The organism is Hyphomicrobium sp., assembly GCF_019744875.1.
In the GTDB taxonomy this organism is placed as follows: domain Bacteria; phylum Pseudomonadota; class Alphaproteobacteria; order Rhizobiales; family Hyphomicrobiaceae; genus Hyphomicrobium_C.
In genome coordinates this window covers 175356-193831 of the sequence record NZ_JAIETU010000005.1, presented here as the reverse complement: position 1 = coordinate 193831, position 18476 = coordinate 175356, and the positions used below count along the sequence as shown (strand labels likewise).

The 18476-nt window shown below is 65.0% G+C and carries 17 protein-coding genes, 1 tRNA gene and 1 riboswitch; of the genes, 10 read left to right on the top strand and 8 right to left on the bottom strand.

Annotation, left to right across the window (positions count from 1 at the left end):
- The first annotated feature begins 16 nt into the window (after positions 1-16).
- Positions 17-112: riboswitch (glycine riboswitch) on the top strand.
- A 161-nt stretch (positions 113-273) separates the two neighbouring features.
- From gcvT to gcvP, 3 genes are read left to right on the top strand one after another with little or no spacing between them, the layout of a single operon-like run.
- On the top strand, positions 274-1428 hold the full coding sequence (gcvT, locus tag K2Y42_RS11005; RefSeq protein WP_291152267.1) for a glycine cleavage system aminomethyltransferase GcvT: 1155 nt from the start codon (positions 274-276) through the stop codon (positions 1426-1428).
- Positions 1429-1463: 35 nt separating this feature from the next.
- On the top strand, positions 1464-1823 hold the full coding sequence (gcvH, locus tag K2Y42_RS11000; RefSeq protein ID WP_291152265.1) for a glycine cleavage system protein GcvH: 360 nt from the start codon (positions 1464-1466) through the stop codon (positions 1821-1823).
- Between the two features lie 39 nt (positions 1824-1862).
- Positions 1863-4709 (top strand): aminomethyl-transferring glycine dehydrogenase, encoded by a 2847-nt coding sequence (gene gcvP / locus K2Y42_RS10995; RefSeq protein WP_291152263.1) that lies wholly within the window; start codon positions 1863-1865, stop codon positions 4707-4709.
- Positions 4710-4750: 41 nt separating this feature from the next.
- Here the strand turns inward: gcvP and K2Y42_RS10990 are convergent, their stop codons facing one another.
- Both K2Y42_RS10990 and K2Y42_RS10985 read right to left on the bottom strand, forming a co-directional pair.
- On the bottom strand, positions 4751-5341 hold the full coding sequence (locus tag K2Y42_RS10990) for a DUF924 family protein (RefSeq protein ID WP_291152261.1): 591 nt from the start codon (positions 5339-5341) through the stop codon (positions 4751-4753).
- A 10-nt stretch (positions 5342-5351) separates the two neighbouring features.
- Positions 5352-6125, bottom strand: coding sequence for an SDR family oxidoreductase (locus tag K2Y42_RS10985; RefSeq protein ID WP_291152259.1), 774 nt, complete (start codon positions 6123-6125; stop codon positions 5352-5354).
- Between the two features lie 140 nt (positions 6126-6265).
- Here K2Y42_RS10985 and K2Y42_RS10980 point away from each other — a divergent pair, with 140 nt between their 5' ends.
- Positions 6266-7168, top strand: coding sequence for a LysR family transcriptional regulator (locus K2Y42_RS10980; protein ID WP_291152257.1), 903 nt, complete (start codon positions 6266-6268; stop codon positions 7166-7168).
- 252 nt (positions 7169-7420) lie between these two features.
- On the opposite strand, the gene K2Y42_RS10975 is transcribed toward K2Y42_RS10980, so the two are convergent.
- Entirely contained in the window at positions 7421-8545 is a 1125-nt protein-coding gene (locus K2Y42_RS10975) for a PepSY-associated TM helix domain-containing protein (protein WP_291152255.1), read from the bottom strand.
- Between the two features lie 2 nt (positions 8546-8547).
- Positions 8548-10728 carry a TonB-dependent receptor gene (locus tag K2Y42_RS10970; protein ID WP_291152253.1) on the bottom strand — a complete coding sequence of 727 codons (2181 nt, stop codon included), beginning with the start codon at positions 10726-10728 and terminating at the stop codon, positions 8548-8550.
- Positions 10729-10910: 182 nt separating this feature from the next.
- Between K2Y42_RS10970 and K2Y42_RS10965 the strand changes: the two genes are divergently transcribed.
- From K2Y42_RS10965 to K2Y42_RS10955, 3 genes are all read left to right on the top strand, one after another.
- Positions 10911-11921, top strand: coding sequence for a helix-turn-helix transcriptional regulator (locus tag K2Y42_RS10965; RefSeq protein ID WP_291152251.1), 1011 nt, complete (start codon positions 10911-10913; stop codon positions 11919-11921).
- Positions 11922-12039: 118 nt separating this feature from the next.
- On the top strand, positions 12040-13242 hold the full coding sequence (locus K2Y42_RS10960; protein ID WP_291152248.1) for an alpha/beta fold hydrolase: 1203 nt from the start codon (positions 12040-12042) through the stop codon (positions 13240-13242).
- A gap of 152 nt (positions 13243-13394) precedes the next feature.
- The gene (locus tag K2Y42_RS10955) at positions 13395-13889 is read left to right on the top strand and encodes a protease inhibitor I42 family protein (RefSeq protein WP_291152246.1); all 495 of its coding nucleotides are present in this window, start codon (positions 13395-13397) and stop codon (positions 13887-13889) included.
- Positions 13890-13991: 102 nt separating this feature from the next.
- Here K2Y42_RS10955 and K2Y42_RS10950 read toward each other — a convergent pair.
- Together K2Y42_RS10950 and K2Y42_RS10945 are read right to left on the bottom strand one after the other, a co-directional pair.
- Positions 13992-14081: transfer RNA gene (locus K2Y42_RS10950), tRNA-Ser, on the bottom strand.
- Positions 14082-14207: 126 nt separating this feature from the next.
- Positions 14208-14678 (bottom strand): hypothetical protein, encoded by a 471-nt coding sequence (locus tag K2Y42_RS10945; protein WP_291152243.1) that lies wholly within the window; start codon positions 14676-14678, stop codon positions 14208-14210.
- Between the two features lie 42 nt (positions 14679-14720).
- On the opposite strand from K2Y42_RS10945, the gene K2Y42_RS10940 reads away from it, so the two are divergent.
- Positions 14721-14879, top strand: a complete 159-nt coding sequence (locus tag K2Y42_RS10940) for a hypothetical protein (RefSeq protein ID WP_291152241.1) — start codon at positions 14721-14723, stop codon at positions 14877-14879.
- Between the two features lie 124 nt (positions 14880-15003).
- On the top strand, positions 15004-15393 hold the full coding sequence (locus tag K2Y42_RS10935; RefSeq protein WP_291152238.1) for a Kazal-type serine protease inhibitor family protein: 390 nt from the start codon (positions 15004-15006) through the stop codon (positions 15391-15393).
- 3 nt (positions 15394-15396) lie between these two features.
- Here the strand turns inward: K2Y42_RS10935 and K2Y42_RS10930 are convergent, their stop codons facing one another.
- On the bottom strand, positions 15397-16110 hold the full coding sequence (locus K2Y42_RS10930; protein ID WP_366512382.1) for a DUF4166 domain-containing protein: 714 nt from the start codon (positions 16108-16110) through the stop codon (positions 15397-15399).
- 49 nt (positions 16111-16159) lie between these two features.
- Positions 16160-16759, bottom strand: coding sequence for a MarR family transcriptional regulator (locus tag K2Y42_RS10925; RefSeq protein WP_291152235.1), 600 nt, complete (start codon positions 16757-16759; stop codon positions 16160-16162).
- Between the two features lie 303 nt (positions 16760-17062).
- On the opposite strand from K2Y42_RS10925, the gene K2Y42_RS10920 reads away from it, so the two are divergent.
- Positions 17063-18457 carry a circularly permuted type 2 ATP-grasp protein gene (locus tag K2Y42_RS10920; RefSeq protein WP_291154018.1) on the top strand — a complete coding sequence of 465 codons (1395 nt, stop codon included), beginning with the start codon at positions 17063-17065 and terminating at the stop codon, positions 18455-18457.
- Positions 18458-18476: the final 19 nt, after the last annotated feature.

Below are 18476 nucleotides of genomic sequence, written 5' to 3'. Positions count from 1 at the left end.
ATCTTCGCGCTGTCTTCCGAAGACTGCGGAAGAGTTCGGGTCGCCATAACGGCCCGGCGCCGAAGGAGCAACCGCCCCGGAAACTCTCAGGCAAATGGACCGCAGTCCGAACGACACTCTGGAAAGCGGTGACGCATCGTTTCGCGATCACCCACCGAAGATGACAAGGCGCTGACGGCCGCATTGCGGCGTTGCTCCTAATCTTTCAGGTCTCGCGACAGAGGGGGCTCAATCCGGCACGCAGCGCGTGCCGGCGAGAGCATAGGAGCCCCTTTGACGTATACAACCACACACACCCTCAAACGCACGCCGCTGTACGATCTCCATGTGACCCATGGCGCGCGCATGGTGCCGTTTGCCGGCTACGACATGCCGGTTCAGTACGCTCCGGGCATTCTCAAGGAGCATCTGCACACGCGCGCATCGGCAGGCTTGTGCGACGTTTCGCACATGGGCCAGTTCGCGCTCCGTGCGAAATCCGGCCGGCTGGCGGATGCCGCGCTTGCGCTCGAACGGCTCGTGCCGATCGATGTTCTGGGCCTCGATCCCGGACGCCAGCGCTACGCGTTGTTCACCAATGCGGAGGGCGGCATCCTCGACGACCTTATGGTCGCCAACCTTGGTGATCACCTCTTTATCGTCGTCAACGCGGCCTGCAAGGAGGCCGACGAAGCGCATCTGCGGGCAGCCCTTTCCGACGTGTGCGATCTCGAACGGCTCGACCGCGCGCTGATCGCGCTGCAAGGGCCGCAGGCCGAGGCCGCGCTCGCGCGCCTGGCTGCGCCCTGCCGCGATATGCGCTTCATGGACGCGCGGGAAATCGCAATTCTGGGCGCCGATTGCGTGGTGACGCGTTCCGGCTACACGGGTGAGGACGGGTACGAAATCTCTGTTCCCCGTGATCGCGCGCACGACATCGCGACGGCCCTTCTCGAAGATCCCGCCGTCGCGCTCATCGGGCTCGGCGCGCGCGATTCACTTCGGCTCGAGGCTGGCATGTGCCTTTACGGCGCGGATCTCGACCCCACGACGACACCCGTTGACGCCGATCTCTCTTGGGCAATTCAGGCTGTGCGACGGCGCGGCGGCGCGCGAGCCGGTGGATTTCCAGGCTGCGACGTCATTCTCCCGCAAATCGAAAGCGGCTCTTTGCGCGTGCGTGCCGGCTTCCTGCCGGACGGACGCGCGCCGGTCCGCGCCGGGTCGCTCGTCTATGACTCCGAAGACGCGACATCCGCGATCGGCATCGTCACGTCCGGCGGCTTCGGACCAAGCGTCGATCGCCCGATCGCAATGGGCACCGTGCCGGTTTCGATGGCGATGCCCGGCACGGCGTTGTTCGCGGACGTGCGCGGCCGGCGCATGGCGATGACCGTCACGGCGCTGCCGTTCGTGGCGCCGAAGTACAAGCGCCGCGATCGGCGTTGACACCAGACATGACAGTGCAAATGGAGACCGATCCCATGAAATTCACCGATGAACATGAATGGCTGGTGCGCGACGGCGACGTTGCGACCGTCGGCATCACGGAGCACGCCACCGTACAGCTCGGCGACCTCGTGTTCGTTGAACTCCCGAAAGTCGGTACCGCGCTTCAGAAGAGCAACCCCGCCGCTGTCGTCGAATCCGTCAAGGCCGCGTCCGACGTTTTCGCCCCCCTCGATGGCGAAGTCGTCGAGATCAACGACGCCGTGGTTGCCGATCCCTCGCTCGTCAACTCCGATCCGCTGGGCAAGGGATGGCTCTACAAAATGAAGCTCAAATCGCCTGCGGATTTCGACAGCCTGATGGATGCAGACGCCTACAAGCTGCTGATCGGCTAACTCGCATTGCCAGGCCACACACTAGCCAGGAGTCCGCCCATGACTGGGTCCTACGATCCCTATGATTTTGCGAACCGCCGCCACATCGGACCTTCGGCGTCCGAGATTGCCGAAATGCTGCAGGTGGTCGGCGCCGAGAGCCTGCATGCCCTGATCGACGACACGGTTCCCGCCGCCATCCGCCAGACATCCCGCATCGACTTCGGCAAATCGCTGTCGGAGCGGCGTGCGCTCGACAAGGTGCGTGCAACGGCGAACAAAAACCGGCTGCTGACGTCGCTGATCGGCCAAGGCTATCACGGCACCACGATGCCGCCCGCGATCCAGCGCAACATCTTCGAAAATCCGGCGTGGTACACCTCGTACTCGCCCTACCAGCCCGAGATCAGCCAAGGGCGCCTGGAGGCGCTTCTCAATTTCCAGACCCTTGTGCGCGACCTCACCGGTCTCGACATCGCCAACGCGTCCCTGCTCGATGAAGCAACCGCCTGCGCCGAGGCGATGGCCATGGCGCATCGTGTCGCCACGTCGAAGGCGACGACGTTCTTCGTCGATCGCGACTGCCTGCCGCAATCGATCGCGGTCCTGAAGACGCGCGCCGAGCCGCTCGGCTGGACTGTGGTGGTCGGCGATCCCACGCGCGATCTCGTGCCGTCGGATGTTTTCGGCGCGGTGTTCCAGTATCCGGGTGTGAATGGGGACTGCCACGACTTCACCGACGCAATCGCGCGACTGCATGCGGCCGGCGCAATTGCCGTCGTCGCCGCCGATCCGCTGGCGCTGACGCTTTTGAAGCCGCCCGGAGAAATGGGCGCCGACATCGCCGTCGGATCGATGCAGCGCTACGGCGTGCCGATGGGCTATGGCGGGCCGCATGCCGCCTACATCGCAACACGCGACGCGCACAAGCGCACGATGCCGGGCCGGCTGGTCGGCGTCTCCGTCGATGCCAAGGGCAACCGCGCCTATCGCCTGGCGCTGCAAACGCGCGAGCAGCACATTCGCCGCGAGAAGGCGACGTCGAACATTTGCACGTCGCAGGTGTTCCTGGCGGTCATCGCGTCGATGTATGCGGTGTTCCACGGCCCTCGCGGCCTCAAGGCCATCGCCGAGCGCGTGCATCGCGACGCCGTGCGGCTGGACGAGGGGCTCACGTCGCTGGGCTTCAAGGTCAGCCCCGCGGCCTACTTCGATACCATCACCGTCGAGGTGGGCGCGTACCAGGGGCTGATCCTGAAGAACGCCGTCGATAACGGCGTTAACCTCCGCAAGGTCGGGAACGACCGCATCGGCATCACGGTCGACGAACGAACACGCCCCGACACGCTCGAAGCGGTCTGGCGCGCGTTCGGCGGCTTCGATCTCACCTACCAGGATGCGTTTCCGGCTTCGCGCCTGCCGGAGACCCTGATCCGGACGTCCGAGTACCTGACGCATCCGATCTTCCACATGAACCGCGCCGAAAGCGAAATGACGCGCTACATGCGCCGCCTCGCCGACCGCGACCTGGCGCTCGACCGCTCGATGATCCCGCTCGGATCGTGCACGATGAAGCTCAACGCGACGGCCGAGATGCTGCCGATCTCCTGGCCCGAATTCGGCGAGATGCATCCGTTCGCGCCCGCCGACCAGGCGCTCGGATACAAGGAGCTGATCGACGATCTCTCGGCCAAGCTCTGCGAGATCACCGGCTACGACGCGATCTCGATGCAGCCGAACTCAGGCGCGCAGGGCGAATACGCAGGACTGCTCGCTATTCGCGCCTATCACCGCAGCCGGGGCGACACGAACCGCGACGTCTGCCTCATTCCGTCCTCAGCGCACGGGACCAACCCGGCATCGGCCCAAATGTGCGGCATGTCCGTCGTCGTGGTCGGCACGGACGCCAACGGCAACATCGATGTCGCCGATTTCCGCGCCAAGGCCGAAAAGCATGCCGGCCGCCTCGCCGCCTGCATGATCACCTACCCGTCCACGCACGGCGTGTTCGAGGAGACGGTCGTCGAGCTGTGCCAGATCACGCATGCCAACGGCGGACAGGTGTATCTTGACGGCGCCAATCTCAACGCTCTCGTCGGGCTCGCGCGGCCCGGCGACATCGGCGCGGATGTCAGCCATCTCAATCTGCATAAGACGTTCTGCATTCCTCACGGCGGCGGCGGCCCGGGCATGGGGCCTATCGGCGTCAAGGCGCATCTCATTCCGTTTCTGCCCGGACACCCCGAGACTGACGGCCGGGAGATGACGGTCTCGGCCGCGCCCTACGGATCGGCGTCCATTCTGCCGATCTCGTGGAGCTATTGCCTGCTCATGGGTGGGCGCGGCCTGACGCAGGCGACGCGCATCGCCATTCTCAACGCCAACTACATCGCCAAGCGCCTCGAGGGCGCCTATCCCATTTTGTACAAGGGACGGACGGGGCGCGTTGCGCACGAGTGCATCATCGACACGCGGCCGCTGCTCGAGAGCGCGGGCGTGACCGTCGACGACATCGCCAAGCGTCTGATCGACTGCGGCTTCCATGCGCCGACGATGAGCTGGCCGGTGGCCGGCACGCTCATGATCGAGCCGACCGAGTCCGAAACGAAGGCGGAGATCGACCGGTTCTGCAACGCCATGCTCGCCATTCGAGAGGAAGCCCGCGCCATCGAAGAGGGACGCATCGACAGGCTGAACAACCCGCTCAAGAACGCGCCGCATACGGTCGAGGACCTCGTCGGCACTTGGAACCGGCCGTACTCGCGCGAGGCAGCGTGCTTTCCGCCGGGAGCGTTTCGCGTCGACAAATACTGGCCGCCCGTCAACCGGGTGGACAATGTCTACGGCGACCGCAATCTCGTGTGCTCGTGCCCGTCCATCGAGGCCTACAATGACGCTGCCGAGTAGCGAGCGTGCGGCCGTCCGGGCTGCGCCGTTGCTCGTGCGTTTCAGCCGCGGAAGCCGCCGCGGTTCAGGAAGTCCGCTTCCTCCGCCGTCGTGGCGCGGGCGAGCATGGGATTGCGGTGCGGAAAGCGGCCGAAACGCCGGATGATGTCGCGATGTCCTTCGGCGTGGGCCAGCCACGGCTGGCCCAGCTTGGCATTGAGACGCACGGACACGTCCTGATCGAGGATGTCTTCGGAGTGCGCGAAGGGCAGCGCGAAGAACAGGCGCAGCTCGGGCGCGACATGATCCATGTGCTTCGCGTCGAGCGCCTGGCGCGCATAGAGGCGGGCCAGCGGATCGGTGGCGTACATATGGCCGGTGTCGCGAAAGGCGTTGCGCGGGAACTGATCGGTCAGGACCAGGAGGGCCAACGCCCCTTCGGGCGTGGCCATCCAGCCGTCATGCCGCCGCGCCGCGACCGCCATATGCAGGTCGAGAAACCGGTCGCGAAAGGCGCGATCGAAGCTCGCGTCTTTCGCAAACCATTGGCCTTGCGCGCCGGCCGCCGTCCACAACGCGACGACGGTCGCGCTCTCCCGATCGGTGTCTCGACCTGCCGGTTTCGCCAGCCGGTCGCGCAAAAACCCGCGCATCGCGCTTTCCTTACTTCGTGGTGTAGCCGCCGTTGACGAGGATCGTCTGGCCCGTCATCCACCAGCCGTCCGAGACCATGAAGCGGACGTAGGGAACGATATCCTCGATGTCGGTGAGGCCGGTCTTCGAGAAGCCCGAGAGGGCGGCTGCGGTTTTGTGATAGGCGACAGCGTCCGCGCCCTCAGCCGGATAGAAGAAGGGCGTGTCCATCGGGCCGGGGCCGATTGCCGTGACCGAGATTCCGCGTGCGCCGAACTCCTTGGAGGCTGCGCGCGTGAAGTGCTCGACCGGCGCCTTGGTGCCGGCGTAGCTCGCGTAGAAGGGCGTGTAGGCGCCCAGCAGCGAGGTCACGAGTGTCACGAGCTTGCCGTTGTCGTTGAGGTGCTTGCCGGCTTCCTTGATGAAGAAGAAGGCCGACTTCGCGTTGACGGCGCTCATCTCGTCGTACTCGGCCTCGGAAATCTCGACGATCGGCTTCTTGAGCACCTTGCCGACCGTGTTGATGGCGATGTCCGGCCGGCCAACGGCGGCGACTGCATCGGCAAAGAGCTTCTCGACGGCGCCGGCCGTCGTCAGGTCGGCCTGAATGGCGACCGCTGCAGCGCCCGCAGCCTTCACCGCCGCAACCGTCGCCTCGGCTTCGGCCTTGGAGGGCGCGCTGTTGTAGTGGACGACAATCGCCTTCGCGCCGTGGGCTGCGAGATCGCGGGCGATCAGGCCACCAAGGTTTTTCCCGCCGCCGGCGATGATTGCGGTTTTACCTTTGATGCTGTGGTCAGTCATGGCGTGGGCTCCTTTGCCGGTTGGCGGCCGCGGCGGCGACCGCTTTCGCGAGGGGAACATATCGTCTAGAATTGCGCGATAAAGACAGCCATTCTAATTTCACCTGTCACAAAATACGAACAATCAGGCTCCCGTTCGCCTTGGACCGCATCGACCTGTTCCGCATCTTCGCCCGCGTCGTCGAGTGCTCGAGCTTCACGCGCGCGGCCGACACGCTCGGCGTTCCGCGCTCGTCGGTTTCAGCGGGTATCCAGGAGCTTGAGGCACGCGTCGGCGCGCGCCTGCTCCATCGCACGACGCGCAAGGTCTCGCCGACCCAGGACGGCATCGCCTTCTACGAGCTCTGCCAGCGGCTAATCGCCGATGTCGAGGACGCCGAGAACCTGTTCCGGCAGACGGAGGCGCAACCGTCGGGCCGGCTCAGGGTGGACGTTCCCGGGCGGATCGGGCGCCTGATCGTCGCGCCGGCGCTTCCGGACTTCCTCGATCGCTATCCGCAGATCGATATCGATCTCGGCGTCACGGACCGGGCAGTGAACCTGGTCGAAGACCGCGTCGATTGCGTGCTGCGTGTCGGACCGCTCAGCGATTCCGGCCTGATCTCGCGGCCGATCGGCAGGCTGCCGCTGATCAACGTCGCAAGCCCCGCGTATCTCAAGCAGCACGGAACGCCCAGCACCCCGGACGACCTCGGCGGCCATTGGGCGGTCAACTATGCCTCGCCCTCCAACGGGCGGATCGAAGACTGGGAGTGGATCGAACACCATACGCTGCGCACGATGGCGCTCCGCGGGCGCGTCACCGTCAACAGCGCGGAGGCCTACATCGCCTGTTGCCTCGCGGGGCTCGGGCTGATCCAGATCCCGGCCTATGACGTGCGCGCCCATCTGGAAGACGGGGACCTGGTCGAAGTGATGCCGGATCATCGCGCCGAACCCATGCCGATGACCCTGCTCTATCCGCACAGGCAGCACCTCTCGCGCCGCCTCCAGGTGTTTGCAGATTGGCTCGAAGCGCTGCTTAAGCGGCAGCTCCTGGACTAGCGGGCCTGCTGCGTGACGGCGCGCTCTGCACGCGGCGCCTGGATACCGCAACCGGCTCACCGCCGCAGGGAAAACCACCCGGCGCAGGCCACTAGGGACCCAAGTGCGATCCAGCCCGCGAGATCGGACATGCCGTCGCCGGTGAGCGCGATCGCAAGTCCCCCCGCTCCCACGACAAAGAGCAATACGGGAACTGCATACACTGCCGCGAGCGACCGGACTGCGTTCGTTGCCAAGACGGCCTCCCTCAGCTCAATCGTCGTCGATTTCAAAGTCGTCGGCCGACGACCGGTAGCGCGCGAACCAAAGATAGATCCCACTGCCGAGCACGACGATCGCGATGGCGTCGAGCAGCGCCCAGAGAATCTTCAGCGGCATGCCGCCGTAGTCGCCGAAGTGCAGCGGCTGGGAGAGCAGCAGCACCGAAATGTACCACGCCATTTCGCGCGTGGCCGTTAACTCGCCCGTGACCGCGTCGATAAGCGTTGGCGTCAGCAGGCGCGCCGTCAGCGGGGTTTCGCCGCGCATGAACACCGCAAAGTGGCTGTCGCTCGTGAGAAGGGAGCCCGGCATCGCCACGATGTATGGCACCGTGTTCGGCACCGCCTCCCGCGCCCGCGCCACCACATCGTCGAGCGGCACCATGCGATCGGGCAGGGGGCGGTTCTTGTAGGGGCCCGTCATTTCGCTGAGCTGGTCGTATTGCCAGAGCTGGATCAGCAGATCGGCCCACGCGTTCATCACACCTGTTCCGCCCACGACGAGCATCCAACTCAGCACGGAGATCCCGAGCAGATTGTGGAGATCGAGCCAGCGGATGCGCGTGCTCCGGTTCCGCCGCACCGTACCGAAGTCGATTTTGCGCATGAACGGGCCATACAGAACCGCGCCGGACACGATTGCCGCCACGAACAATAGCGCCATGAGGCCGAGGACCAGCTTGCCCGGCAGGCCTGCAAACATCTCCGTATGCAGCTTGAGCAGAATGCCTGTCACGCGGCTCGCGGCCTCGTCGCCTTCGATGACGGTGGCCGTGCGCGTATCGACACGGACGCTCGTGTTGTTCTCAGGCGATGCCTTGCGCGATGCGGCCATGCTGAGGAGCACGACGTTCGAGTCATCTCGATCCCAGACGACGAACTGGACGTGCTCGCCCGGGCGCTTGGCGTTGCCGGCCGCGACGATCGCCTCGATGGACGGTCGCGCGGCGGTCGCTTGCGTCGCCGTCGCGTCTCCCTCCGCGCCGAGGAAGCGGTCGATCTCGGCACGGAACACGAGCGGCAGGCCGGTGACGCACAGCATGAGAAGGAAAATGGTCGAGACAAGGCTCGACCATTTGTGCACCCAGGACCATCGGCGCAGAGCCTTGCGCGTCATCTCTAGTATGTGATCCTGAGGCTGGCGCCCGCCGTGCGGCCCTGGCCTAACTGATAGACAGGACCGATGGGGAAGCCGGCATCGAAGCCGTAGGTCGTGTAGATTTCATCCGTGATGTTCTCGACGAAGATCTCCGCCGACACGTTGTCGGACGGCTTCCACGTGAGACCTGCGTCGAGCAGCGTGTAACCGCCCTGGCCGATGGTGTTGCTTTCGTCGAAGTAGATCTCGCTGAGATAAGTCACGCCGAAATGCGGCACGGCGAAGCCGAGGCCGTATCCGAGAGGCACCGCATATTCAAAGTTGGCGTTGGCGGTCACCTCGGGCGCATAGGGCAGCGTGTTGCCCGTAAAGTTCTGCGTCGGCACGTCCGGGTTGCTGTACTTGGTGAAGGTCGAGTCGTTGAGGCCGAGGCCCGCCGTCACGCGGAAGTTCTCCCACGGCTCAACCTTTGCCGTGAGGTTGATGCCCTTCGATTCCACCTCGCCGGCATTGCGGATGTACTTGCCCGTCACCGGGCCGACGGAGAGCTGATAGTCGTCGCTGACGTTGTAGTAAGCGGCAGCCCAAAGCTCGATGCGGCCGTCCCGTGAACGGTACTTCGTGCCGACCTCGAAGTTGTCGGTGAGCTGCGGGTCATACGTCACGCTGGTCAACCCGGGCGTGACGCTGCGCACGATGCCGCCCGGCTTGAAGCCGGTGCTGTAGAGACCGTACACGCGCCACGGCTCGGAGAGCTTGTAGCTGAGCGCGATCTTCGGGCTCCAGGATTCAGAGGTTTTCTCGACATCGAACGTGTTGACGCCGACACCCCCGCCGTCCGCGACCTCGTAGTCGTAGCGTAGGCCCGGCGTGACATCGAACCGATCCGTGACGTGCCACGTCACCTCGCCGTAGGCCGCGTACGAGTCGATTGCCTGGCTCGTCGTCTGGAAATGGAACGGCGTGCGGCGCTCGAAGTCGATGTTCTGGAAGTAGAGGCCGAACACGTAGTCGACCGGGTTCCTCAGGCGGGGATCGGACGCCAGCGTGAACTCCTGGTTGAACGTCTCCTGGTCCTCCGGCGTGTAGTCACCGAACACCGTGCGATCGAACTTGCGATCCTGGTAGCCGGTCAGCGACGACACTTTCGCAAAGCCCAGATCATAGCTCGCCGTGACGCCGAAGCTGTCGGTCTCGAGTGTGTAGTGCGACGGCAGCGGGAAGGCCAATCGCCGTTTGATGAACGGCTGCTGCACCAGACGCTCCTCGTCGGACTCGATCTCGCTGCGTCCCGCCATGAGCATGATGTCCACGGGGCCGCCCGTCGGCGCATAGCGCAGCCGGACGCGGCCCGAGCGATCCTTGGTGTCGCCGATGTCGGCCATCGTGGCCATGTCGACGTATTCGCCATCCTCGGCGCGATAGCCGAGCGCGACATCGCCATAGAGCACATTCTTCACGATGGGCGCGCTGGCGAGCACTGCGGCGCCGCGCTCCAAACCGCTCACCGTGGCGAGGCTCTCGAAATGAGCCTCGTTGCCGGGCTTCCGCGTCGTGATGTTGAGCACGCCACCGACGGTGTTGCGGCCGAACAGAGTGCCCTGCGGTCCATAGAGCAGCTCGGCTTGCTCGAGCCCCAGCGGCAGGAGCTGAGCGAAGGAGATCTGGTCCTGCGGCAGTCCGTCGATGTAGATGCCGACCGTCGGATTATAGAAGTCCACCGCCGATTGTCCGCGCACGGTGATGTTCGTGTAAGCGCGCGTTGAACGCGAACGGATGTTTACGTCCGGAAAAACACGGTCGAGATCGCTGATGGACGCCATGTTGCGCGTGGCGAGCTCTTCCCCCGTCACGACACCGATGCCGGCCGGCACATCCAGCCGATCCTGCGGACGTTTCGATGCGGTGCTCGTCGTGGCCGGCGCGTCGACGGGAAGTCCGGTGTTGGCGGCCTGAGGTTCGGGCGCCTGCGGCTGTTTCGGCTGGATCGGCTGCACGGCCTTCGCCTTTTTCGGCGCCTTGGGCTTGGCGGGCTTTGCCTCCGTCGTCACTTCGATCTTGTCGAGCGCGGTCGGGGCCTGCTCCTGCGCGCCTGCGCCGGCGGGCGCGAGCATGAGGGCCGCGCCGACTGCCCAACCCGTCCACTCCGCGTGCTTGCTGCCTTGCGTGCGCCCGTTGCCAAACCGACGTGCAACGCCCAATCGTTTCCCAATACCCATCGTCACTTTGGCTGCTCCCCACTTTAGTCCCCGCGATGGCGACACTACGGGGAGGTTGGAAAGGCGAGCCACCGCGTTCCGGTCGCCCCTATCGGGATCCGGACGATTTCTATACTATTGCGATCAATATTGCGTTTTTTGCCACACAGGATGGATTGGACGTCATGCCGGGTGGTCATGGGAAGCCCACATCTCTCACGCTCGAAGAGCGGCCGCTTCGCCACGCGCATCTCGAAGCGCCTGCCGCCATCGACACATCGCTCTCGGAGCGCTTCGCCGTCCATCCGCAGGTTCTCGGCAAGATCAAACGCCTCGCCGTTCGCCCGGGCTTCAACATCACCGCTTTCGACGTGAAGTCTGCGGACGTGTTTCGTGGATTTGCGAGTACCGAGCGATGCCTCGCCATCGTCGTGCTGCTCGATTGCTCCGGATCGAGCCGGATGCTCACGCCGGGCTGCAACCGGGCGCTCGAATTCACCTACACGCCCGACACCACGATCCTGTTCTTTGCGCGCACGGCGGTTCAGGGCGAGTTCGCGGTTCCGACGGGGGCGAACTTCAGAGGCGTGGAGGTGCGGCTCTCGGTCGATCAGCTCAGCCGCCTCGACGCGCTAGAGCTTTTCGCTGACGTCGACGCCGAGCACTCCTATTGCCGTGCCGCCAATGCCGACGTCTGGGTTGGCGGAATTCCCACCAACACCCTGATCCGGGCGCGCGCAGAGGCCGCGCTGGATGCAGCGCTCGGCTCCGACGGTACGGACCTCGAAATCGAAATCGCCGGGCTTGCCATTCTGACCGCCGCACTCGAGCAGATGCGGTCGCGCGGATCGGTGTTGAGCGCGCGCCAGCGCCACCTGTCGGGCAAACTGGACCGGGCCCGCAGCGTTCTCCTGGAGGATGTCGCTCGAAGCTGGACCGTGAGCGATCTTGCCGAAGCCGTCGGCCTTTCAGAGCGGCAGCTCAAGACCGGCTTTCGCACGCGGTTCGGCGCGCCTGTCTACGAGTACCTGCAGAACGCGCGACTTTCCAAGGCCAAGACGCTGCTGGCCGATGGCGATCTCAGCATTACGGATGTGGCGTTGACCGTCGGCTATGCCAACCCAAGCCACTTTGCCTTTCTGTTCCGTAGAACGTTCGGCATCCCGCCGTCGCAGCTCGCGCGGCCGAAGCGATAGCGATCGAGCTGTCGCAAGACGCTGGAGCCTATCCTCGGTAGGCTTATGATGGTTCATCAGACCATCTCAGCGCGCCCGACCTGACGCAAAAGCCCCAGCGCTCACAATGGAGATCGCGATGATTTTCAATGCGGGAACGCGCATCGCCCGGGCCGTGCGCGGCCTCGGGCTTTCCATCGCGGTCACGTCGGTTCTATTGCACGGGGACGCGTGGCCCGCTTCGGCGCAGACGCATTTCTATCAAGCCTCCCCTCAAGAGCTGGCCGGGCAGCCCGGCACCGTCATCCGGCAGGAGCCGGTCAGCGGAGGGCCGTCCGATGCGAGCGCTTACCGGGTGCTCTACCGGTCCACCAGCTTCGACGGACGGCCGATCGCCGTGTCCGGTATCGTCATCATTCCCAACGCTCCCGCGCCCGTGGGCGGCAGGCCCGTGGTGGCCTGGGCGCATCCGACATCCGGCATCGTTCCGCATTGCGCGCCCTCGCTGGCGACATTCAAGTTCATGCAGATGCAGGGGCTGCGCAGCCTTCTCGACCTGGGCTACGCGGTTGCGGCCACGGACTATCCCGGCCTCGGCACGGCGGGGCCGCATCCCTATCTCGTGGGCAAGAGCGAAGGCTATGCCGTGCTCGATTCCATTCGCGCGGCGCGCGCGGTTGCCGTGACGGGCACCATTCATCGCACGGCGCTTTGGGGGCATTCGCAGGGCGGGCAGGCCGTTCTCTACGCGAGCCAGCTCGCCAAGGGCTATGCGCCCGAGCTGGAAATTGTAGGCGTGGCCGCGGCCGCGCCCGCCACCGAACTCCGTACGCTTCTGGATGACGACATCGCATCGCCAGGCGGAAAGAACCTGCTCGCCATGACGTTGTGGTCGTGGTCGCGCGTGTTCAACGTGCCGCTGACCAATGTGGTCAACCCCGAAGCGATGGCGACGATCGATCGTCTCGCGAACGTCTGCCTCGAATCCCTCATCGACATCGAGCCGCGCGCCCGCGCGGGGAAGGAACTGCAAGAGCGTTTCCTGACTGTTGATAACCTGACCGCGCTGGAGCCCTGGCGATCCCTTCTCGCCGAGAACACCATCGGCGCGCTGCCGCCCGCAATCCCAGTGCTTCTTCTTCAGGGATCGGCCGACGACACCATACGCCCCGCCGTCACGGAGGACTACGCGCGACGCTTGTGTGAGGCCGGAAGCCGCGTCGAGTTGCTCACCTATCCCAACGTCGGGCACGGGACGATTGCGATGAAAGGCGCGCGCGACGCCGTGGCCTGGATTTCAAACCGGCTTGCAGGCAGCAACGCGCCCAGCCAATGTAAGTAAGCTGCGGAATGGCCTCGAGGCGACAGCGGATCATCTGCCGGGGGTTCGGCGTGCCGCCGTCCTTTTCCGAAACGTCTCTCAAGCGCCTGCTCGTTGACCCGTGAAGCACTTTGATTGTGAAGCTCGTTGAATGTGAACTAGGGACTTTAGCAATGCTGCGATATTTCCTGCCGTCCGTCGCGACGGGCATCCTTGTGCTGATGGCGGCCCTGCTCCCCCACTCCGCGCGAGCCAACGACATCCCGGTTCAGATCACGGTCGGCGACACGACCACACTGGAGCTCGACGGCGATCCCTCCACCGGGCACCGGTGGGTTCTCAACGAGCCGCCGCCGGCGAACATCGTAACGGTCGACATCCAGGGCTTCGTCAAGCCGGGGCCGGGGACACCGCCGCCGCAGCCCGGCGCGCCCGCGAAATTCGTGGTGTTGCTGACGGCCGTCGACGCGGGCCGCATCTATCTCGTGTTCGACTACGTCAAACCAGGCGAAGCGAAGCCTGAGAAGACCCAGGCCTACAAGGTCGAGGTTCTGGACGACGCCAATGCCGCCCAGGCTCTCCCCGACGATGGTTCTCCGCGCGGCAAGCGCCGCGATTTGTTCCCGGACCAGAACGATTTGCAGGACGCTGGCGGCAACGACGATTGATGCGGCAGCGGCGGCCGCACGGCGTCGACTGTGCGCGCCGGATCAACCGACTGACACGCCGCCTTGCAACGCTCTGATATTGCTAAATATTTGAATGGGAATTGGCGGAGAGGGAGGGATTCGAACCCCCGGTACGGTTGCCCGTACTCCGCATTTCGAGTGCGGCGCGATCGACCACTCTGCCACCTCTCCGGCCGTTCGGATCGCGCGGGGAGATGGTGGTCGCATCACCCCGCGAATTTCGAACCGAAGCGCAGCTGAATAGCGGGTGATCGCGCCGGGCGCAAGCGGTTCTAAGCCTCCTGTTCCGGAGCCTGTTCAGGGGCGCATATGGGACGGGCGGACGATGCGGGTCTTGACGTCGGCGTCGTCAAACAGTGGCGCGGGCTCGCGCGGCGTCTGGCGGCGCGGAATTATCGTCTCCGTGCCCTGCCAGGCATCGCAAAATGAAAGCACGCCCTTCAGCATGGCCACCTTCTTGGCGATGGCGGCAAAGCTCGCGTCGCGGTCGCGCTCATCCCAATGCAGGTGAAGCTGGACGACCTCTTCGTAGAGTTCGCGGAACTTTCCGCCGCGGCCTTTCGGCTCCATGCTTTCGGCGAGCAGCAGAAACTGGGTGAACTCCATCACCACGGCTTCGGACGGACGGGGGCCATCCGGATCCGCGTAGTGCGCTTCGAGATAGGCCAGCGTTTTCGCCATGACGCGCGCCCGCGAGGCCATGGTGCGCTCGTCCTGCTCCTTGTCGAAGCCGAGCAGCGTGGCCCAGTCCTTGGCGGCCGTCATCATGACCGTGCTGCCCGACGGTTCGGAGCCCGTTCGATTGTCCTCATGGTTCCCCGCAGTTTCGTCTTTCCCCACACTTTCGTCCCGGCCAGCTTCGCGCTGACCGCCGCCAACGAGCGCGACCGGCACGGCAACGTCCCCGGCGGCCGTCTTCCCATTGAGGAGAACACGGAGGGTCCGGATGAGCGCGCCGTTGCCGAATGACATCGCAGACCATAGACATGCGAATCAAGGCGGCGCGGGGGCAAACGGCAGGTCCGCACACGCCGTCCCGAACCAATTTGCGCCATCCCGCGTTGTGACACATGACGTTTTCAGGAGGTTGTCCATGCGCTCCAGCGCTCGCGCTCCCAACTTTTCAATCCTCGGCGTGCTCGCACTCCTAACACTGGGCGCGCTCTTGCTAGGCAGCCTCACGTTTTCTTCGCACGCGTTCGCCCAGGCCGGACAAGGCCAGGCCTGCGGCGGAGCGGCGGGGCCCTCTTGCTCGGTGGGGTTCTTCTGCGATACGGCGCCCGCGACCTGCGGCCAGGACAATGCCGAAGGCCAGTGCGTCATCCGCTCGGAAATGTGCACGAAGATCTACCAGCCGGTCTGCGGCTGTGACGGCAAAACCTACGGCAACGACTGCGAACGCATTTCGGCCGCTGCGCGCAAGGATCATGACGGCGCGTGTAAGGATGCCGGCGACACTTCCGGCGCCGCCGATCCGAAGTAGCCGTCAGGCGTCGCGGAAGCGTGCAGCCTGGTAGACCAATTCTCCGAGCCAGGGGTGGGTGAGCGCGAGCGTGAAGAGAAACGCGCCGCCGCCCTCGTCCTTGTGCACCACCTCCATCCGTCCCGGCTCCAACAGCCGGGGCAGGCGCATGCGCAGCCTTCCAATCGCGAGCACATAGCGCGTCGAACGGAAGACGAGCGCGCCCTCGCGCTCCGTGACGGCGAGCGACATGCCAACCCCGTAGCCGACGTATTCCTCCAGCCCGGTGGGGCCCGAGAAGCGCTTGGCGGAGTGGATGACCTGCGGGAAGCGGCCACGGCGGGCGTACATGCGCGTCCAGCACTGGCCGCTCATGCCCTGGCCACCCAGGCCTTCGGCCTCCGTGACCGTGACGACAGCCGCGCCGGTCATGCCGTTTTCGAGGGGAAGCGGCGCGCCGATGGCGCGCGCGAGGAACGCGGCGATCCGGCCGACGCGCGAGAGCCGCGTTTCAAGCACCTCGCCTGCGTAGACCACAGCGGCATCGCGCGACAGACGCTTCGAGAAGCGCTTCTGCACGGCGGCAGGCAGCCGCGCCCAGCTTTCCTCCCCGACCAGCGCGCGGAACCGGAGATCGACGACGCTCTCGCCGGTGGAAGACGGGCGCCGATCGGGCGTGCCGGCCATCGCTGGCACAGCGTTCGCCGGAGCGGTGCTTCTGGATGGCAAGGCGATCATCGAACGTCCTCCCCGTCTCTGCGTCTTCGTGCCCGGCCGAGGGCGCGACCTAAGCCTTCGTCTTGTCCGGCTGGGCCGGCCGCTTCGCGCTCCGGCCAGTTGTGAGGCCAGCAAGCCGAACTACGGCCGCGCCCATCTTGATGAGCCGGGCCAGCACCGGCGTCGGCAGGCCGATCACCTCGTCGAAGCTGCGCGAGACCTCCTGCGTCACGTCCAGCATGGCGCGGAAACGCTTGCGGGCGCCGGCGGAGACCCGCGGGTCGTCCTCGGCGGATGCAAGGCACTGGCTCAGCGCCGCCACGGCGGGATCGATCTCACGCGCCTTCCGGTTCGCGGCGATGCGGCGCAGCATCTCGAAGACGTCCGCCTCGGCTTCGTAGAAATCCCGCCGGTCGCCGAGCGCGGAGACGCGGCGGATGAGCGACCAGGCCAAAAGCTCGCGAAGCGATGTCGACACATTGGAGCGGGCCAGCTTCAGGCGCGCGGCGATGTCCTCGGCGGAGAGCGGCTGGTCTGCGATGTAGAGCAGGGCGTGGATCTGCGACACCGACCGGTTCACACCCCACGTCTCCCCCATCTCTCCCCACGCGACGACAAAGCGCTCGACGGATTGAGGCAGACGATCTTGGCTTGCTGTTATTTCTGTCATGACAGAAATTAAAGAACATACCGAACCCCTCGTCAAGCCCTCTCGTCACGTGTGCGAGGCAGGTCTCGGGGTCACGGCCGGGTCTGCGTAATTGCCGGCGCCTCAGGCAACCTTTTGGCGTGACTGGGAATTGATCTGGTGCTGCCAATTTTCCAAGCAAATGACCAAACCGCGGGCAGAACGGTTTTTCTTAGCTTATGATATTCAAACGTTTTCTTGTCTCCGATGGATTGGCCCGGCTCTTGCCTATCAGTCCTCATGGAGCAAATCAGGGTCGCGGATTTGACGCTCGCCTTCGACGAAATGAACGGCTTCGGACAAGACGTCCGGGAGCCCTACGCCCAGGTTGCGGCTTGGCTCGACTCGGTCCGGGTCGAAGAGCTGAGGAAGAAAAGCGCTGAGGCCGAGCTCTTGTTCCGGCGGACCGGCATCACGTTCGCCGTCTACGGCGATACGGAAGCGACCGAACGGCTGATCCCGTTCGACATGATCCCGCGCATCATCTCGGCGGCGGAATGGCGGCGGCTGGCGGCGGGCATCGAGCAGCGTGTGAAGGCGCTCAACGCCTTCATGTACGACATCTACCACCGCCAGGAGATCATCAAGGCAGGCCGCATCCCGGCCGAGCTCGTGATCCAGAACAGCGCGTTCGTGCCGGAGATGATCGGCGTCGAACCCGAGCTTGGCATCTATTCGCACATCATCGGAATCGACATCGTCCGCACGGCGGAAAACGAATTCTACGTGCTCGAGGACAACACGCGCACGCCGTCGGGGGTCTCCTACATGCTGGAGAACCGCGAGACGATGATGCACATGTTCCCGAACCTGTTCGCCGAGAACCGCGTCGCGCCGATCGAGACCTATCCCGACAACCTGCGCAAGACGCTCGAAAGCGTCGCGCCGCGCCGGCTCAGCAAGGATCCGACGATCGCGGTGCTGACGCCCGGCATCTATAACAGCGCCTATTTCGAGCACGCGTTCCTTGCCGACCAGATGGGCCTCGAGCTTGTCGAGGGATCGGATCTCGTGGTGCTGGACGGGCATCTCAACATGAAAACGACGGAGGGCCTGCGTCCGGTGGACGTGCTCTATCGCCGTGTCGACGACGCCTTCCTCGATCCGCTGACGTTCGACCCGACCTCGGTTCTGGGCGTGCCGGGGCTGATGGACGTCTACCGCGCCGGCAACGTGACGATCGTGAATGCGCCTGGCGCCGGCATCGCCGACGACAAGGCGATCTACAGCTACATTCCCGAAATCATCGAATTCTACATGGGCCGGCCGCCGATCCTGAAGAACGTGCCGACCTACAATTGCCGCAAGCCCGACGCGCTCAAGTACGTGCTCGAAAACATGGCCGAGCTGGTCGTGAAGGAAGTGCACGGCTCGGGCGGGTACGGCATGCTGGTGGGACCGGCCTCGACGGCGGACGAAATCGAAGCCTTCCGCGCCCGCGTCAAAGCCCGCCCCGACAACTACATCGCGCAGCCGACGCTCGCGCTCTCGACGTGCCCGACGCTGGTCGAGGACGGCATCGCGCCGCGCCACCTCGATCTCAGGCCGTTCGTGCTCATCGGCGACGAGGTGCGTCTCGTGCCGGGGGGATTGACGCGCGTTGCGCTTCGCAAGGGGTCGCTGGTCGTGAACTCCAGCCAGGGCGGCGGAACCAAGGACACTTGGATTCTTCAAGACTGAGATTTTTCAAGACTGACGG

Bases quoted from the DNA above. Each gene is read 5' to 3' on its own strand.
- K2Y42_RS10955 (WP_291152246.1), top strand. From the start codon at position 13,395: ATGCTGCGATATTTCCTGCCGTCCGTCGCGACGGGCATCCTTGTGCTG.
- K2Y42_RS10945 (WP_291152243.1), bottom strand. From the start codon at position 14,678: ATGATGACGGCCGCCAAGGACTGGGCCACGCTGCTCGGCTTCGACAAG.
- K2Y42_RS10935 (WP_291152238.1), top strand. From the start codon at position 15,004: ATGCGCTCCAGCGCTCGCGCTCCCAACTTTTCAATCCTCGGCGTGCTC.
- K2Y42_RS10925 (WP_291152235.1), bottom strand. From the start codon at position 16,759: ATGACAGAAATAACAGCAAGCCAAGATCGTCTGCCTCAATCCGTCGAG.
- K2Y42_RS10920 (WP_291154018.1), top strand. From the start codon at position 17,063: ATGAACGGCTTCGGACAAGACGTCCGGGAGCCCTACGCCCAGGTTGCG.
- K2Y42_RS10930 (WP_366512382.1), bottom strand. From the start codon at position 16,110: ATGATCGCCTTGCCATCCAGAAGCACCGCTCCGGCGAACGCTGTGCCA.
- K2Y42_RS10990 (WP_291152261.1), bottom strand. From the start codon at position 5,341: ATGCGCGGGTTTTTGCGCGACCGGCTGGCGAAACCGGCAGGTCGAGAC.
- K2Y42_RS10975 (WP_291152255.1), bottom strand. From the start codon at position 8,545: ATGACGCGCAAGGCTCTGCGCCGATGGTCCTGGGTGCACAAATGGTCG.
- K2Y42_RS10940 (WP_291152241.1), top strand. From the start codon at position 14,721: ATGGTTCCCCGCAGTTTCGTCTTTCCCCACACTTTCGTCCCGGCCAGC.
- K2Y42_RS10960 (WP_291152248.1), top strand. From the start codon at position 12,040: ATGATTTTCAATGCGGGAACGCGCATCGCCCGGGCCGTGCGCGGCCTC.
- gcvH (WP_291152265.1), top strand. From the start codon at position 1,464: ATGAAATTCACCGATGAACATGAATGGCTGGTGCGCGACGGCGACGTT.
- K2Y42_RS10985 (WP_291152259.1), bottom strand. From the start codon at position 6,125: ATGACTGACCACAGCATCAAAGGTAAAACCGCAATCATCGCCGGCGGC.
- K2Y42_RS10965 (WP_291152251.1), top strand. From the start codon at position 10,911: ATGCCGGGTGGTCATGGGAAGCCCACATCTCTCACGCTCGAAGAGCGG.
- gcvP (WP_291152263.1), top strand. From the start codon at position 1,863: ATGACTGGGTCCTACGATCCCTATGATTTTGCGAACCGCCGCCACATC.